Genomic DNA, 14803 nt, shown 5'->3' with positions numbered 1-14803 from the left:
ACCGCGCCGGGGTACCGGCGCGCGGATGATCGTCTGAACTGGCGTCACGAACGGGCCACGCCGGGCCCGTGGGGCATGATGCCCACGTTTCGGCTGTTCGACGCGCCCCGGGACCCTCCGGCCGGGAGGGATGGGGCACGATGGGCGGCATGGAGAGCGATGCGCTGACGGATCCGGTTCTGGTCTTCGACGGGGACTGCGCGTTCTGCACGACGTGTGCGACCTGGGCGGAGCGTTTCCTCCGGCAGACCCTGGCGTCGGGCGGCTGGGAGGCGGTGCCGTTCCAGTTCGCGGACCTGGCGGGGCTGGACGCGTCGGCCGGGGGGCGCGGCGAGGTGTCGTGGGAGCGCGCGGAGCGCGAGGTGCTCTGGGTGACGCCGGCCGGACGGGTGTACGGCGGGGCGCAGGCGGTGGCGCGGCTGCTGATGCGTTCGGGCGGGGTGTGGGCGTACCTGGGCGGGGTGCTGGCGCTGGCGCCGGTGCGGCCGGTGGCGGGCCTGGTGTACCGCTGGGTGGCGCGTCACCGGCACCGGATGCCGGGCGGGACGGCGGCCTGCGCGCTGCCGCGGCGCTGACGGCCCGGCGCCTGAGGGGACCCGGCGGCAGGGGGCCGCCGGGGGTTCAGTCGTCCTGGTCGGTGAAGCGGGCGGCGAGGGCGGCGGGCATGGGTTCGTGGCGCAGGTGGGAGCGGCTGAACTCGGCGGTGCCGTGGGTGAGCGAGCGCAGGTCGACGGGGTAGCGGGCGAGTTCGAGTTCGGGGACCTCGGCGCGCAGCAGGGTGAGGCCGGGGCCGGCGGTCTCGGTGCCGAGGACGCGGCCGCGGCGGGCGGAGAGGTCGCCGAGGACGGCGCCGAGGTAGTCGTCGGGCAGCAGGACGCGGACGGCGGCGACGGGTTCGAGGAGCCGGATGACGGCGTGTTCGGCGGCGTCGCGCAGGGCGAGGGCGGCGGCGTTCTGGAAGGCGGAGTCGGAGGAGTCGACGGAGTGCGCCTTGCCGTCGGTGAGGGTGACCCGGACGTCGACGAGCGGGTGGCCGGTGGCGACGCCCTTGGCGAGCTGGGCGCGGACGCCCTTCTCGACGGAGGGGATGAAGTGCTTGGGGACGGCGCCGCCGACGACGTGTTCCTGGAACTCGAAGCCGGCGCCGGCGGGGAGGGGTTCGACCTCCAGCTCGCAGATGGCGTACTGGCCGTGGCCGCCGGACTGTTTGACGAGGCGTCCGTGGCCGGCCGCGGCGGTGCCGAAGGTCTCCCGCAGGGCGACCTTGTGGGCGACGGTGTCGACGTGCACGCCGTGGCGGTTGCGGAGGCGGTCGAGGAGGGTCTCGGCGTGGGCCTCGCCGGTGCACCAGAGGACGAGCTGGTGGGTGTCGGGGTTCTGTTCGAGGCGCAGGGCCGGGTCCTCGGCGGCGAGCCGGGCGAGGGCCTGGGAGAGCTTGTCGTCGTCGGCCTTGCTGTGGGCCTCGACGGCGATCGGCAGCAGCGGGTCGGGGAGCGGCCAGGTGTCGAGTTCGACCGGGTGGCCGGGTTCCTGGACGGTGTCGCCGGAGCGGGCGGTGCCGAGTTTGGCGACGCAGACGAGGTCGCCGGCGACGGCGTGCGGGACGGCCCGCTGGAGTTTGCCGAAGGGGCTGGTGAGGGCGGTGACGCGTTCCTCGCCGTCCTGGTCGGCGGGGTGGTGGGGGCCGGTGAGGCGGATGCGGGTGTCCGGGCGCAGGGTTCCGGCCCAGACGCGCAGCAGGCTGACGCGGCCGACGTAGGCGTCCCCGGTGACGCGGACGACCTGGGCGGCGAGGGGGGCGTCGGGGTCGCAGGCGGGGCCGGGGCGGGTGCGTTCGGTGGGGTCGGGGAAGGCGCTGGTGATGAGGTCGAGGAGTTCGGTGGCGCCGAGGCCGTGCTCGCTGGTGGGGACGGCGGGGTGGAGGGCGCAGCCGAGGACCTCGCGGCGCAGGCCCGCTTCGAGGGCGTCGGTGTCGAGGGGGTCGCCGGCCAGGTACTGCTCCATGAGGGTGTCGTCCTGGCCGGAGATGGCTTCGACGAGGCTCTCGCGGGCGGGCCCGGTGTCGGGGAGGGGGTCGGCGCTGCCGTAGGTGTGGCCGGTGAGGAGGTCGACGCTGCCGTCGGGGCGGCCGTCGTGGTGGACCGGGAGGAAGAGCGGCCGGAGGGTGTCGGGGCCCAGGCCGAAGGCGTCGTGGCACGCGGTGAGGATCTCGTCGAGGCTGCCGCGGGCGATGTCGAGTTTGGCGACGGCGATCGCGCGGGGGATGTTCTCGGCGGCGCACCGGCGCCACAGGGCGCGGGTGGGCGCGGTCACCGGGTCGGTGGCGGAGACCACGAAGACGGCGGCGTCGGCGGTGTGCAGGGCGGCGCTCAGGTCGGCGGCGAAGTCGGGGTGGCCGGGCGGGTCGATCAGGTTGATCTTGACGCCGCGCCATTCGAGCGGGAGCACGGAGAGCTGGACGGAGCGCTGCTGCTGGTGCTCGACGGGTTCGTGGTCGGAGACGGTGGTGCCGTCGGCGACCTTGCCGGCCCGGCCGAGGGCGCCGGCGGCGAGGGCCAGTGATTCGGCGAGGGTGGTCTTGCCGACGCCGGCGCAGCCGACGAGGGCGACGTTGCGCAGGTCGCGCGGGCCGGTGACGGCGGGGGCCTGGCCGGCCCGGGCGGTGCTGCGGTCGGGCATCGGGGTCTCCTCCCGTCGCGCCGGGGGCTGTCGGTGAAAGTCTAGGGTCGAAGGCGTCGGCGGGCGCGGTACGAAGGCGTCGGCGGGCGCGCGAGCGGTCGGTGGGCGGGGAGTGTCGGCGGGCGTGGCTACGATGGGTGCGCCGGGCGGGCTGATCCGTCGGGTCGTCTGCCGCATTCTCCGCCGCAGGCGGGTACCAGGCAGATCGGAGCGGTCGGGAAGGCCATGCTCAACAAATACGCGCGTGCCTTCTTCACACGTGTCCTGACCCCGTTCGCCGCGTTCCTGATCCGGTTGGGTGTGAGCCCGGACACCGTGACGCTGGTCGGTACGGCCGGTTCGGTGGCGGGCGCGCTGGTGTTCTTCCCGCGCGGGGAGTTCTTCTGGGGCACCATCACGATCACGCTGTTCATCTTCTCGGACCTGGTGGACGGGAACATGGCGCGGCAGCTGGGGCGGACGAGCAAGTGGGGGGCGTTCCTCGACTCGACGCTGGACCGGGTCGCGGACGCCGCGATCTTCGGCGGCCTGGCCATGTGGTACGCGGGCAAGGGCGACAACGACCTGCTGTGCGCGGTGGCGGTGTTCTGTCTGGCGAGCGGGCTGGTGGTGTCGTACACCAAGGCCCGGGCCGAGAGTCAGGGGCTGCCGTGCGACGTGTCGGGGCTGGTGGAGCGGGCCGAGCGGCTGGTGATCAGCCTGGTGGCGGCCGGTGTGGCGGGTCTGGCGACGTTCGGTGTGCCCTACGTCGAGTGGCTGCTGCCGGTGGCGCTGTGGCTGGTGGCGGCCGGCAGCCTGGTGACGGTGGTCCAGCGGATGGTGACGGTGCGCCGCGAGGCGTTCGAGGCGGACCGGGCGTCGGCCGGGAGCTGAAGGGGGCGGTGCCGCGATGAAGGAACGAGTGGTGGACCGGCTGGTGTACTCGGCGTACGCGGCGGGCTGGGCGGTGCTGAGGCATCTGCCCGAGCCGGCGGCGCGGGCGCTGTTCGACCGGCTGGCGGACTCGGCGTGGCGGCGGCGCGGCAAGCGGGTGCTGCAGCTGGAGGCGAACCTGCTGCGGGTGTGCCCGGACGCGGACGAGGCCCGGCTGCGGGAGCTGTCGCGGGCCGGGATGCGTTCGTACATGCGGTACTGGCAGGAGTCGTTCCGGCTGCCGGTCTGGGGTCGTGCGCGGGTGCTGCGGGACGTCCGGGTGGACGGTTTCGAGCAGCTGCGGGAGGCGCTGGAGTCGGGGCGGGGCGCGGTGATAGCGCTGCCGCACATGGGCAACTGGGACCTCGCGGGTGCCTGGGTGGCCTCGCTGGGGTATCCGTTCACGACGGTGGCGGAGCGGTTGAAGCCGGAGCGGCTGTTCGACCGGTTCGTGGCGTTCCGGGAGAGCCTGGGCATGGAGGTGCTCCCGCTGACCGGCGGCTCGGTGAACGTGGTGGGCACGCTGGCGCGCCGGCTGCGGGCGGGGAAGCTGGTCTGCCTGGTGGGGGACCGCGACCTCTCGGAGGCGGGTATCGGGGTGTCGTTCTTCGGTGAGGCGACGCGGATGCCGGCCGGTCCGGCGGCGCTGGCCCAGCGGACCGGGGCGGCGCTGATGCCGGTCTCGCTCTGGTACGAGGGCCGGATCCTGCGGGGCCGGATCCATCCGGAGGTGCCGGTGCCGGCGGAGGGCGACCGGGCGGAGAAGACCCGGGTGATGACGCAGGCGATGGCGGACGTCTGGGAGGACGCGATCCGGGAGCACCCGGAGGACTGGCACATGCTGCAGCGCTTCTGGCTGGCCGACCTCCCGGTCCGTGAGACGGTGGAGTCGGGGCCGGCCCGCCCGGCGGGCCCGGTGGCCGCCGACCCGGTGGCCGCACGCCCGGTCGTCGCGAACCCGGCGGCCGAGGCGGCCGAGGCACCGGGGGCGTCGGGGGCCTGAGGCCGGACCCGCCGTCCGCTCCGTACCCGCCGCCCGGACCGGCGGTGCCGCCCGCGCCGCACGTACCGCCCGCACCGCCCGTACCGTCCGCAGGACTTTCGAGGAGACCCGTGAAGATCGGCATCGTCTGCCCGTACGACTGGGACGTCCCCGGTGGCGTGCAGTTCCACATCCGGGACCTCGCCGAGCACCTGATCGGCCTGGGCCACGCGGTGTCGGTGCTGGCGCCGGCCGAGGACGACGAGGCGCTGCCGCCGTACGTGGTCTCGGCGGGGCGGGCGGTGGCGGTGCCGTACAACGGCTCGGTGGCGCGGCTGAGCTTCGGGATCCTGTCGGCGGCGAGGGTGCGGCGGTGGCTGCACGACGGCCGGTTCGACATCCTGCACGTGCACGAGCCGGCCTCGCCGAGCCTGTCGATGCTGGCGGCCTGGTCGGCCTCGGGGCCGATGGTGGGCACCTTCCACACCTCGAACCCGCGCTCGCGGGCGATGATCGCGGCCTCACCGATCCTCCAGCCGGGCCTGGAGAAGATGCGGGCCCGGATCGCGGTGAGCGAGTACGCGCGGCGCACCCTGGTGGAGCACCTGGGCGGGGACGCGGTGGTGATCCCGAACGGCGTGGACGTGGGCTTCTTCGCGGAGGCCGAGCCGGACGCGCGCTGGACCGGCGGGGCGGCGGCCGGCGGCCCGGGGACGATCGGCTTCATCGGGCGGATCAACGAGCCGCGCAAGGGGCTGCCGACGCTGCTGGCGGCGCTGCCGCGGATCCTGGCGGAGCGCCCCGGGGTGCGGCTGCTGGTCGCGGGCAAGGGCGACGAGGAGGAGGCGGTCGCCGGGCTGGCGCCGGAGGTCCGCGCCCAGGTGGAGTTCCTCGGCATGGTGAGCGACCGGGACAAGGCCCGGCTGCTGCGCAGCGTGGACCTGTACGTGGCGCCGAACACCGGCGGCGAGAGCTTCGGGATCATCCTGGTCGAGGCGATGTCGGCGGGAGCGCCGGTGCTGGCGAGCGATCTGGACGCGTTCAAGCAGGTGCTGGACGGCGGGGACGCGGGCGAGCTGTTCCCGGTGGAGGACGCGGACGCGCTGGCGCGGACGGCGCTGCGGCTGCTGGGGGACCCGGGGCGGCTGGAGGAACTGCGCAAGGCGGCGTCGCGGCACGTGCGGCGGTTCGACTGGTCGACCGTGGGTGCGGACATCCTGGCCGTCTACGAGACGGTGACGGCGGGTGCGGCGGCGGTGGTCGAGGAGGACGAGCGCAGCGGCCGGCGTGGCCGGTTCGGGCTGGCCCGGGACTGAGCCGGCGGCGGGGCGCGGATAGGGTCGGACGGTCGTCCCGCCGGACGTGCGGTGCGACGTCGGCGGTCCCGACGCCCGTCCCGACCCGCTGTCCCCTCCCGCTGTTCCGACCCCGTGCTTCCGGAGGCCCCGATGCCGCAGATCTCCGTCGACTACTCGCCGAGCCTGGCCGACTCCTTCGACCGCCGTGAGCTGGGGCTGGCGATCAACCGGCTCGCGGTGGACACCATCGGTGCCAAGCCCGAGGGCTGCAAGACGGTCTTCCGGCAGACCGACCCGGAGGTCGTGGTGGGCTTCGGCGAGCGGACCGAGGCGCAGGTGTTCGTGCAGTTCCAGATCTTCCCGGGGCGGACCCCGGAGGCGAAGGCGGCGCTCACCGACGCGGTGCTGGCGCTGCTGGCCGAGCGGGTGGAGCCGGTGCCGGGGGAGCGGCTGCAGCTCGCGGTGGACGTGCGCGACATCGACCGCGAGGCGTACCGGAACACGGTGGTCGAGGGGTGAACCGGAAGCACCCGGTAGCGTAGCGCCCCGTGACTACGTGGATCTGGGCCGGCGTGGCCGTGGTGCTGTTCGGGATGTACCTGAGTTGGACGGCCGGGAGGCTGGACCGGCTGCACGCCCGGATCGACGCCGCCCGGGCGGCGCTGGACGCGCAGTTGGTCCGCCGGGCGTCGGTGGCGATGGAGCTGGCGACGTCCTCGCTGCTGGACCCGGCGGCGTCGCTGCTGCTGCTGGACGCGGCGCACGCGGCCCGGCAGGCGGAGGACGAGCAGCGCGAGGTGGCCGAGAGCCAGCTGAGCCTGGCGCTGCGGGCGGTGTTCGCGGAGCCGGAGCAGGTGGCCGTGCTGGTGGCTGAGCCGGGCGGCGAGGAGGCGGTGCGGGACCTGACGGCGGCCGTGCGTCGGGTGCCGATGGCGCGGCGGTTCCACAACGACGCGGTGCGGGCGGCGCGGGCGGTGCGGGAGCACCGGCTGGTGCGGTACTTCCGGCTGGCGGGCCGGGCGCCGTTCCCGATGGCGTTCGAGATGGACGACGCGCCGCCGTCGGCGCTCACTCCGGAGGGTGCGCCGGCGTAGGGCGCGCCGGCGCGGGGCGCGCGGCGGGGACCGGGTGACGAGTGCGGCGGGACCGGTCGGGACAAGTCCGGCACGGCCGGGCGGAACGCGTCCCACCCGCTGCGGCGGGTGGGTCCGGATCCGGCCTGTTTGTCGTATCCCGTCACGCACGCTGGACTTGGTGGCGCATGGAGGGGCCGTTTCTTCCGCCTACCATAGGGCGATAGCACTGGTTCATCTTCGAGTGAGGTCTCACGTGTCCACCACCCCCACCACCGCAGACCAGCCGCAGATCGGTACCGCCCGGGTCAAGCGCGGCATGGCCGAGCAGCTCAAGGGCGGTGTGATCATGGACGTGGTCAACGCCGAGCAGGCGAAGATCGCCGAGGACGCCGGCGCTGTGGCCGTCATGGCCCTGGAGCGCGTGCCGGCCGACATCCGCAAGGACGGCGGCGTGGCCCGCATGTCGGACCCGAACATGATCGAGGAGATCATCGCCGCGGTCTCGATCCCGGTCATGGCGAAGTCCCGGATCGGCCACTTCGTCGAGGCCCAGGTCCTCCAGTCGCTGGGTGTCGACTACATCGACGAGTCCGAGGTGCTGACCCCGGCCGACGAGGTCAACCACTCCGACAAGTTCGCGTTCACCACGCCCTTCGTCTGCGGTGCCACCAACCTGGGCGAGGCGCTGCGCCGCATCGCCGAGGGTGCGGCCATGATCCGCTCGAAGGGCGAGGCCGGCACCGGCAACGTCGTCGAGGCGGTCCGCCACCTGCGCCAGATCAAGAACGAGATCGCCAAGCTGCGCGGCTTCGACAACAACGAGCTGTACGCCGCCGCCAAGGAGCTGCGCGCCCCGTACGAGCTCGTCAAGGAGGTCGCCGAGCTCGGCAAGCTGCCGGTCGTGCTGTTCTCCGCCGGTGGTGTGGCCACCCCGGCCGACGCCGCGCTGATGCGCCAGCTGGGTGCCGAGGGCGTCTTCGTCGGCTCCGGCATCTTCAAGTCGGGCGACCCCGCGAAGCGTGCCGCCGCGATCGTCAAGGCCACCACGTTCTTCGACGACCCGAAGATCATCGCCGACGCCTCCCGCAACCTGGGCGAGGCCATGGTCGGCATCAACTGCGACACCCTGCCGGAGACCGAGCGCTACGCCAACCGCGGCTGGTAATACGCCTCCCACGGCCCGCCGCGCGGTGTGATCATCGGCGCGGCGGGCCGCTGCGCGTCGTCCGTTCGAGAGTCAAGAGGTACGAGAAGTGTCCACTCCAGTCATCGGCGTCCTCGCCCTGCAGGGCGACGTCCGTGAGCACCTGATCGCGCTGGCCGAGGCCGACGCGCTGGCCCGTCCGGTGCGCCGGGTGGAGGAGCTGGCCGAGGTCGACGCGCTGGTGATCCCCGGCGGGGAGTCCACCACGATGTCCAAGCTGGCGCTGCTGTTCGGCGTGATGGGCCCGCTGCGCGAGCGGGTGGCGGCGGGGATGCCGGTCTACGGGACCTGCGCCGGAATGATCATGCTGGCCGACAAGATCCTGGACGGGCGCGAGGACCAGGAGACGGTGGGCGGCATCGACATGACCGTGCGCCGCAACGCCTTCGGCCGCCAGAACGAGTCCTTCGAGTCGGGTGTCGCCTTCACGGGTCTGGACGAGGCGCCCGTGCACGGGGTGTTCATCCGGGCCCCGTGGGTGGAGGCGGTCGGCGCGGGCGTGCGGGTGCTGGCCGAGCTGCCGGCCGCCGACGGCCCGGAGAGCCGGATCGTCGCGGTGCGCCAGGGCAACCTGCTGGCCACCTCGTTCCACCCCGAGCTCACCGGCGACCACCGGGTGCACGCGTACTTCGTGCGGATGGTCGAGGAGCACCTCGCCGCCGCGTGACGGTGCGCGAACGACCGTGTGCGGGTGAGGACCGACCGCACCGGTAAGATCTCATCTGTTCATTTCCCATTGGCGACGTAAAGGAGCTGGCGATGTCCGGCCACTCTAAGTGGGCTACCACCAAGCACAAGAAGGCCGTGATCGACGCCAAGCGCGGCAAGCTCTTCGCCAAGATGATCAAGAACATCGAGGTGGCGGCGCGCACCGGCGGTCCGGACCTGGGCGGCAACCCGACGCTGTACGACGCCGTGCAGAAGGCGAAGAAGGCGTCGGTCCCGATCGACAACATCAACCGCGCCGTCAAGCGCGGTGGTGGCCTGGAGGCCGGCGGGGCCGACTACCAGACGATCATGTACGAGGGCTACGGCCCGAACGGTGTCGCGGTGCTCATCGAGTGCCTCACCGACAACCGCAACCGCGCCGCCTCCGACGTGCGCGTGGCGATGACCCGCAACGGCGGCTCGATGGCCGACCCGGGCTCGGTCTCGTACCTGTTCAACCGCCGCGGTGTCGTGATCGTCCCGAAGGCGGACGGCGTGGACGAGGAGAAGCTCCTCGAGATCGTCCTCGACCACGGTGCCGAGGAGGTCAACGACCTCGGCGAGGCGTTCGAGATCGTCTCCGAGCCGGGCGACATGGTCCCCGTGCGCACCGCGCTGGTGGACGCCGGCGTCGACTACGACTCGGCCGACGCCAACTTCGTCCCGAGCATGCAGGTCGAGCTGGACGTCGACGGCGCCCGCAAGATCTTCAAGCTGATCGACGCTCTGGAGGACAGCGACGACGTGCAGAACGTCTTCGCCAACTTCGACATCAGCGACGAGGTCGGCGCGCAGCTCGACTCCGAGTGATCGTGCCCCCCTTCCGGCCCGGCGGTCCCCAGGACCGCCGGGCCGGTGTCGTCGGTGGCGCTGTCGGTGGTGGACGGTAGCCTTCGCAGGTCGGAGGACGTCATGACGGAGGGGGAGCCTTGGTCCGGGTGCTGGGGGTCGATCCGGGGCTGACCAGGTGCGGGATCGGCGTGGTCGAGGGAGCGCCGGGCCGGCCGCTGCGGATGGTCGGGGTCGGGGTGGTGCGCACCCCCGCCGAGGCGGAGATCGGGCCGCGGCTGCTGCTGGTCGAGCAGGGCATCGAGGCCTGGCTGGACGAGCACCGGCCCGAGCTGGTGGCCGTCGAGCGGGTCTTCGCCCAGCACAACGTCCGCACCGTGATGGGCACCGCGCAGGCCAGCGCGGTCGCCATGCTCTGCGCCACCCGGCGCGGCATACCGGTCACCCTGCACACCCCCAGCGAGGTCAAGGCCGCCGTCACCGGCTCCGGCCGGGCCGACAAGGCCCAGGTCACGGCGATGGTGCAGCGGCTGCTGCGGCTCGACGCGCCGCCGAAGCCGGCCGACGCCGCCGACGCACTGGCGCTGGCCATCTGCCACATCTGGCGCGGCGGCGCCACCAACCGCCTGGAGGCCGCGATCAAGGCGGCCGCCCGTACCACCTCCCCGCCCGGCCCGAGAGGAACCCCCCGATGATCGCCTTCGTGCAAGGACCAGTGGCGGCGATCTCCGCCGGCCTCGCGGTGGTGGAGGTCGGCGGCGTCGGCATGGCGGTGCAGTGCACGCCCGCCACCCTGGCCGGCCTGCGGCTGGGCGAGCCGGCCCGGCTGGCCACCTCGCTGGTGGTCAGGGAGGACTCGCTGACCCTGTTCGGCTTCGCCGACGACGACGAGCGCGCCGTCTTCGAGATCCTCCAGGCCGCGCCCGGCGTCGGCCCGAAGCTGGCGCAGGCCGTGCTCGGGGTGCACAGCCCGGACGCGCTGCGGGCCGCGGTGGCGAGCGGCGACGAGAAGGCGCTGGTGGCGGTGCCCGGCATCGGCAAGGCCAAGGCGGCCAAGCTGCTGCTGGAGTACAAGGACAAGCTGGGCGCGCCGCACGGCGCGGTCCCGGCGCAGAAGCCGGTCGCGACCGGTCCGGCGCCGTGGGGCGAGCAGCTGCACTCCGCGCTGGTCGGCCTCGGGTACGCGCCCCGGGAGGCGGACGAGGCGGTCGCCGCCGTCACCCCGGAGGCGGAGGCGCAGTCGACGCCGGACGTCGGAGCGCTGCTGCGGCTCGCGCTGCGCGGCCTCAACCGTTCGCGCTGAAGCCGACTTCCGGGCTGAGGCCGACTTTCGCGCCGAGGCCGACCGACGACCCGTCACTCCGCCGACACCATGTGGGAGCCCCCTCCGATGAGCCCGTACGACTCCGAGCCCGCCGACCGGCTGGTGACCGCCGCCGCCGACGGTGAGGACCAGGCCGTCGAGGCGGCGCTGCGCCCCAAGCTGCTGGACGAGTTCATCGGTCAGGAACGGGTGCGCGAGCAGCTGTCGCTGGTGCTCCAGGCCGCCCGCCGGCGCGGCTCCGCGCCGGACCACGTGCTGCTCAGCGGGCCGCCCGGGCTCGGCAAGACCACCCTGTCGATGATCATCGCGGCCGAGCTGGGCGCCCCGATCCGGATCACCTCCGGGCCGGCCATCCAGCACGCGGGGGACCTCGCGGCGATCCTCTCCTCGCTCGCCGAGGGGGAGGTGCTCTTCCTCGACGAGATCCACCGGATGTCCCGGCCCGCCGAGGAGATGCTCTACATGGCGATGGAGGACTTCCGGGTCGACGTGATTGTCGGCAAGGGGCCGGGGGCGACCGCCATCCCGCTGGAGCTGCCGCCGTTCACCCTGGTCGGCGCCACCACCCGGGCCGGGCTGCTGCCGCCGCCGCTGCGGGACCGGTTCGGCTTCACCGGTCACATGGAGTTCTACGCCCCGGCCGAGCTGCAGCGGGTGGTGCACCGCTCGGCCGCGCTGCTGGACGTGGAGATCGACCCGGCCGGTGCGGCCGAGATCGCCGGCCGCTCCCGGGGGACGCCGCGGATCGCCAACCGGCTGCTGCGCCGGGTCCGCGACTACGCGCAGGTGCGGCACGACGGCGTGGTGACCGCCGAGATCGCCGGCCGGGCGCTGGAGGTCTACGAGGTGGACGCCCGTGGTCTGGACCGCCTGGACCGCGCGGTGCTGGGCGCGCTGCTGCGGCTCTTCGGCGGCGGACCGGTCGGGCTGTCCACGCTGGCGGTCGCGGTCGGCGAGGAGGCCGAGACGGTCGAGGAGGTCGCCGAACCGTTCCTGGTCCGCGAGGGACTGCTGGCCCGCACCCCGCGCGGGCGGATCGCCACCGCCGCGGCCTGGCAGCACCTCGGCCTGGTCCCGCCGGACCGGCCGGGCCGCGGCGCGGTGCCCGCCCAGCCCGAACTCTTCGCCCCCGACGGGCCCCGGACCCCCGAGGACTGAGCGGGAGGCCGAACGGGTGAGGGCGGAGCGTATGCGGAGCGTGTGCGCCCGCGGTCGGGGTTGCGCGGGGATCCGGGGGAGAAGTCCCGGGAAACTGTGCAGGCGGAGGCTCGCCACTTTCGGCGGCAGGATGCGATGCTTGGCGTTGTCCGATCAGTTCGGGGTCGCCTAGACTCCGCCGGACCGCCCCTCTCGCCCGAGAGGACGACCAATACCACACAGGCCGCCGGCCGGCGGCCCGTAAAGGACCCTGGCTGCAGTGAACCTCATCATCCTTCTCCTCCCGATCCTCGCGATCGTGCTCATGTTCCGGTCGCAGAAGAAGCGCCAGTCGCAGATGCAGCAGATGCAGACGGCGCTGGAGCCCGGGGCGGGGGTCCGGACCATCGGCGGTCTGTACGCGAAGGTGAAGGCGGTCAACGAGGAGACCGTCGAGCTGGAGATCGCGCCGGGCGTGGTCAGCCACTTCACCAAGAGCGCCGTCGCGGCGGTCATGGACCCCGCGGACTACGACGCGATCATCAACGGCCGCCCCGCCGAGGACGAGCCGGTCGAGGCCGTGGACGCGGTGGACGCCGAGATCGAGCCGGCCGCCGCCGAGCCGCTGTCGTTCACCAAGGACGACGCCGCCAAGGGCGACGCGAAGGCCGAGGCCGAGGGCGGCGCTCCCGCGAGCAAGTAGTACGGCCGGGCAACCCGCCCGGTCGCGCGGCGTCACGCCGCGAGCCCACAGGACTCAGGGCCGCAGTTCCGCCACACCCCGTCCAGCCACGAGCCGGGCGGGGTCCGGTGGGGGGAAGTGGCATGGACAGGGAGAAACGAGCAAGGTGGCAACACCCAAGTCGCGCCCGCGCGACGGCTACCCAGGGCGGGCGCTGGCCCTCATCCTGGTCGTCACCGTCGGACTGGTCGCCCTCATGTTCGGGACGGGCAACACCAAGCCCCGCCTCGGGATCGACCTCGCCGGCGGCACCAGCATCACGCTGAGTGCGAAGTCGAGCGACCCCAAGGCGATCAACAAGTCCAACATGGACGTCGCCACCGGGATCATCGAGCAGCGGGTCAACGGGATGGGCGTCTCCGAGGCGGAGGTGCAGACCCAGGGTGACCGCAACATCATCGTGAACATCCCCAAGGGCGGGGACAAGCAGACCGCGGCCGACCAGGTCGGCACCACCGCGAAGCTGTTCTTCCGCCCGGTCCTCGCCCTCGCCCCGAGCGGCGTCCAGGCCCCGGCCCCGACCGCGACCCCGTCGGCGGGCGCGACCGGCACCCCGGCCGCCACCCCCGCCGCGACCGGGACCGGCACCGCCGCCCCGAGCGCCGCCGCCACCGCGGCCGGTACCGGCACGCCGAGCGCGAGCGCCACCAAGCAGGGCCGTCCGGCCGGCGAGGCCCTCGCGGCAGACAACACCCCGTCGCCGGTCGCCACCACCGGTGCCGCCGCCTCCGCCACCCCGAGCGCCGCCCCGGCCGCCGCGACCGGCACGCCGTCGGCCGCCGCCACGCCCCCGGCCAACCCGGACCTCTCCGCGGCGATGACCTCGGGCACCGTGCCGCCGGAGCTGGCCGCGCAGTTCGCCGCACTGGACTGCAGCAAGCCGGACCAGCGGAACAAGAACTACCAGGGCGCCGACGGCGCGCCGGCCGTCGCCTGCACGCAGAAGGACGAGCGGGGCCTGTTCTACAAGCTCGCGCTCGGCCCCGTCGCGGTCGAGGGCAAGAACGTCTCCAAGGCCCAGGCGACCATCGACACCCAGCAGGGCGGCGGCTGGCAGGTCCAGCTGCAGTTCGACGGCAAGGGCACCGACGCCTTCACCGCCGTCACCGGCCAGCTGGCCACCCAGCCGGACCCGACCAACCAGTTCGCCATCGTGCTGGACGGCCAGGTCGTCTCCCACCCGTACGTCCGCAGCGCCATCCCCGGCGGCTCGGCCGTGATCTCCGGCAGCTTCACCCAGGACGAGGCGCAGAGCCTCGCCAACGTGCTGAGCTTCGGCGCCCTGCCGCTGGAGTTCACCACCAGCGACGTCACCACCGTCTCCCCGCAGCTCGGCGGCGACCAGCTGAAGGCCGGCCTGATCGCCGGTCTGATCGGCATGATCCTGGTGGTCCTGTACTCGCTGGTCTACTACCGCGGCCTCGGCCTGGTCTCGATCGCCGGTCTGCTCGTCTCGGCGGCCCTGACCTACTCGATCATGAGCCTGCTCGGCGGCGGGATCGGCTTCGCGCTGAACCTGCCCGCGGTCTGCGGCGCCATCGTCGCGATCGGTATCACCGCGGACTCCTTCATCGTGTACTTCGAGCGCATCCGCGACGAGGTCCGCGAGGGCGCGCTGCTGCGCCCGGCCGTCCAGCGGGCCTGGCCGCGCGCCCGGCGCACCATCCTGGTCTCGGACTTCGTCTCCTTCCTCTGTGCCGCCGTGCTCTACGTGGTCTCGGTCGGCAAGGTGCAGGGCTTCGCGTTCACGCTGGGCCTGACCACGGCGCTCGACGTCGTGGTGATCTTCCTCTTCACCAAGCCGCTGATCACGCTGCTGGCCCGCCGGAAGTTCTTCTCCGACGGCCACCCGTGGTCCGGCCTGGACCCGAAGCGGCTGGGCGCCCGTCCGCCGCTGCGCAGCACCCGTCGTCGCAACCCTTCGTCCTCCGCCGCCGTGAAGGGGGCCTGAC

Annotated in this window: 15 protein-coding genes; 14 read left to right on the top strand and 1 reads right to left on the bottom strand. The window is 73.5% G+C overall.

Annotated elements, in window-relative coordinates; translation table 11 throughout:
* Positions 1-149 precede the first annotated feature (149 nt).
* Complete coding sequence (locus ACIPYS_RS15870; protein ID WP_093865242.1) at positions 150-575, top strand: thiol-disulfide oxidoreductase DCC family protein; 426 nt, start codon at positions 150-152, stop codon at positions 573-575.
* Between the two features lie 46 nt (positions 576-621).
* Here the strand turns inward: ACIPYS_RS15870 and ACIPYS_RS15865 are convergent, their stop codons facing one another.
* The gene (locus ACIPYS_RS15865; protein ID WP_093862821.1) at positions 622-2679 is read right to left on the bottom strand and encodes an elongation factor G-like protein EF-G2; all 2058 of its coding nucleotides are present in this window, start codon (positions 2677-2679) and stop codon (positions 622-624) included.
* Between the two features lie 225 nt (positions 2680-2904).
* Between ACIPYS_RS15865 and pgsA the strand changes: the two genes are divergently transcribed.
* From pgsA to secD, 13 genes are all read left to right on the top strand, one after another.
* Positions 2905-3552, top strand: coding sequence for a phosphatidylinositol phosphate synthase (gene pgsA, locus ACIPYS_RS15860; RefSeq protein ID WP_030396022.1), 648 nt, complete (start codon positions 2905-2907; stop codon positions 3550-3552).
* Between the two features lie 16 nt (positions 3553-3568).
* Positions 3569-4594, top strand: a complete 1026-nt coding sequence (locus tag ACIPYS_RS15855; protein WP_093862822.1) for a phosphatidylinositol mannoside acyltransferase — start codon at positions 3569-3571, stop codon at positions 4592-4594.
* A 110-nt stretch (positions 4595-4704) separates the two neighbouring features.
* Positions 4705-5889, top strand: coding sequence for a glycosyltransferase family 4 protein (locus ACIPYS_RS15850; protein ID WP_093862823.1), 1185 nt, complete (start codon positions 4705-4707; stop codon positions 5887-5889).
* 132 nt (positions 5890-6021) lie between these two features.
* A complete protein-coding gene (locus ACIPYS_RS15845; RefSeq protein WP_400746571.1) occupies positions 6022-6390 on the top strand; it encodes a 5-carboxymethyl-2-hydroxymuconate Delta-isomerase in 369 nt (122 codons plus the stop codon).
* A 74-nt stretch (positions 6391-6464) separates the two neighbouring features.
* Complete coding sequence (locus ACIPYS_RS15840; RefSeq protein ID WP_045938307.1) at positions 6465-6965, top strand: hypothetical protein; 501 nt, start codon at positions 6465-6467, stop codon at positions 6963-6965.
* 235 nt (positions 6966-7200) lie between these two features.
* Positions 7201-8112 carry a pyridoxal 5'-phosphate synthase lyase subunit PdxS gene (gene pdxS, locus ACIPYS_RS15835; RefSeq protein ID WP_030300161.1) on the top strand — a complete coding sequence of 304 codons (912 nt, stop codon included), beginning with the start codon at positions 7201-7203 and terminating at the stop codon, positions 8110-8112.
* An 88-nt stretch (positions 8113-8200) separates the two neighbouring features.
* Positions 8201-8818, top strand: a complete 618-nt coding sequence (gene pdxT / locus ACIPYS_RS15830; RefSeq protein WP_093862825.1) for a pyridoxal 5'-phosphate synthase glutaminase subunit PdxT — start codon at positions 8201-8203, stop codon at positions 8816-8818.
* 92 nt (positions 8819-8910) lie between these two features.
* Positions 8911-9669 carry a YebC/PmpR family DNA-binding transcriptional regulator gene (locus ACIPYS_RS15825; protein ID WP_093862826.1) on the top strand — a complete coding sequence of 253 codons (759 nt, stop codon included), beginning with the start codon at positions 8911-8913 and terminating at the stop codon, positions 9667-9669.
* A gap of 119 nt (positions 9670-9788) precedes the next feature.
* Positions 9789-10343 (top strand): crossover junction endodeoxyribonuclease RuvC, encoded by a 555-nt coding sequence (gene ruvC, locus ACIPYS_RS15820; RefSeq protein WP_093862827.1) that lies wholly within the window; start codon positions 9789-9791, stop codon positions 10341-10343.
* Entirely contained in the window at positions 10340-10951 is a 612-nt protein-coding gene (ruvA, locus tag ACIPYS_RS15815; protein WP_093862828.1) for a Holliday junction branch migration protein RuvA, read from the top strand. The genes ruvC and ruvA overlap by 4 nt, the downstream gene beginning before the upstream one ends.
* An 87-nt stretch (positions 10952-11038) precedes the next feature.
* A complete protein-coding gene (gene ruvB, locus ACIPYS_RS15810; protein WP_093862829.1) occupies positions 11039-12130 on the top strand; it encodes a Holliday junction branch migration DNA helicase RuvB in 1092 nt (363 codons plus the stop codon).
* A gap of 259 nt (positions 12131-12389) precedes the next feature.
* Entirely contained in the window at positions 12390-12812 is a 423-nt protein-coding gene (gene yajC, locus ACIPYS_RS15805) for a preprotein translocase subunit YajC (RefSeq protein ID WP_093862830.1), read from the top strand.
* 145 nt (positions 12813-12957) lie between these two features.
* Positions 12958-14802, top strand: a complete 1845-nt coding sequence (gene secD / locus ACIPYS_RS15800) for a preprotein translocase subunit SecD (protein ID WP_400746564.1) — start codon at positions 12958-12960, stop codon at positions 14800-14802.
* The last annotated feature ends 1 nt before the right edge of the window (position 14803 follow it).

Origin of the sequence: Kitasatospora sp. NPDC089913 (genome assembly GCF_044748625.1) — a bacterium.
Lineage (GTDB): Bacteria > Actinomycetota > Actinomycetes > Streptomycetales > Streptomycetaceae > Kitasatospora.
This window is presented reverse-complemented; position numbering and strand designations above follow the sequence as displayed.

Coding starts and splice junctions, on each gene's coding strand:
- ACIPYS_RS15870 (WP_093865242.1), top strand. CDS start 150: ATGGAGAGCGATGCGCTGACGGATCCGGTTCTGGTCTTCGACGGGGAC.
- ACIPYS_RS15865 (WP_093862821.1), bottom strand. CDS start 2,679: ATGCCCGACCGCAGCACCGCCCGGGCCGGCCAGGCCCCCGCCGTCACC.
- pgsA (WP_030396022.1), top strand. CDS start 2,905: ATGCTCAACAAATACGCGCGTGCCTTCTTCACACGTGTCCTGACCCCG.
- ACIPYS_RS15855 (WP_093862822.1), top strand. CDS start 3,569: ATGAAGGAACGAGTGGTGGACCGGCTGGTGTACTCGGCGTACGCGGCG.
- ACIPYS_RS15845 (WP_400746571.1), top strand. CDS start 6,022: ATGCCGCAGATCTCCGTCGACTACTCGCCGAGCCTGGCCGACTCCTTC.
- ACIPYS_RS15840 (WP_045938307.1), top strand. CDS start 6,465: ATGTACCTGAGTTGGACGGCCGGGAGGCTGGACCGGCTGCACGCCCGG.
- ACIPYS_RS15825 (WP_093862826.1), top strand. CDS start 8,911: ATGTCCGGCCACTCTAAGTGGGCTACCACCAAGCACAAGAAGGCCGTG.
- ruvA (WP_093862828.1), top strand. CDS start 10,340: ATGATCGCCTTCGTGCAAGGACCAGTGGCGGCGATCTCCGCCGGCCTC.
- ruvB (WP_093862829.1), top strand. CDS start 11,039: ATGAGCCCGTACGACTCCGAGCCCGCCGACCGGCTGGTGACCGCCGCC.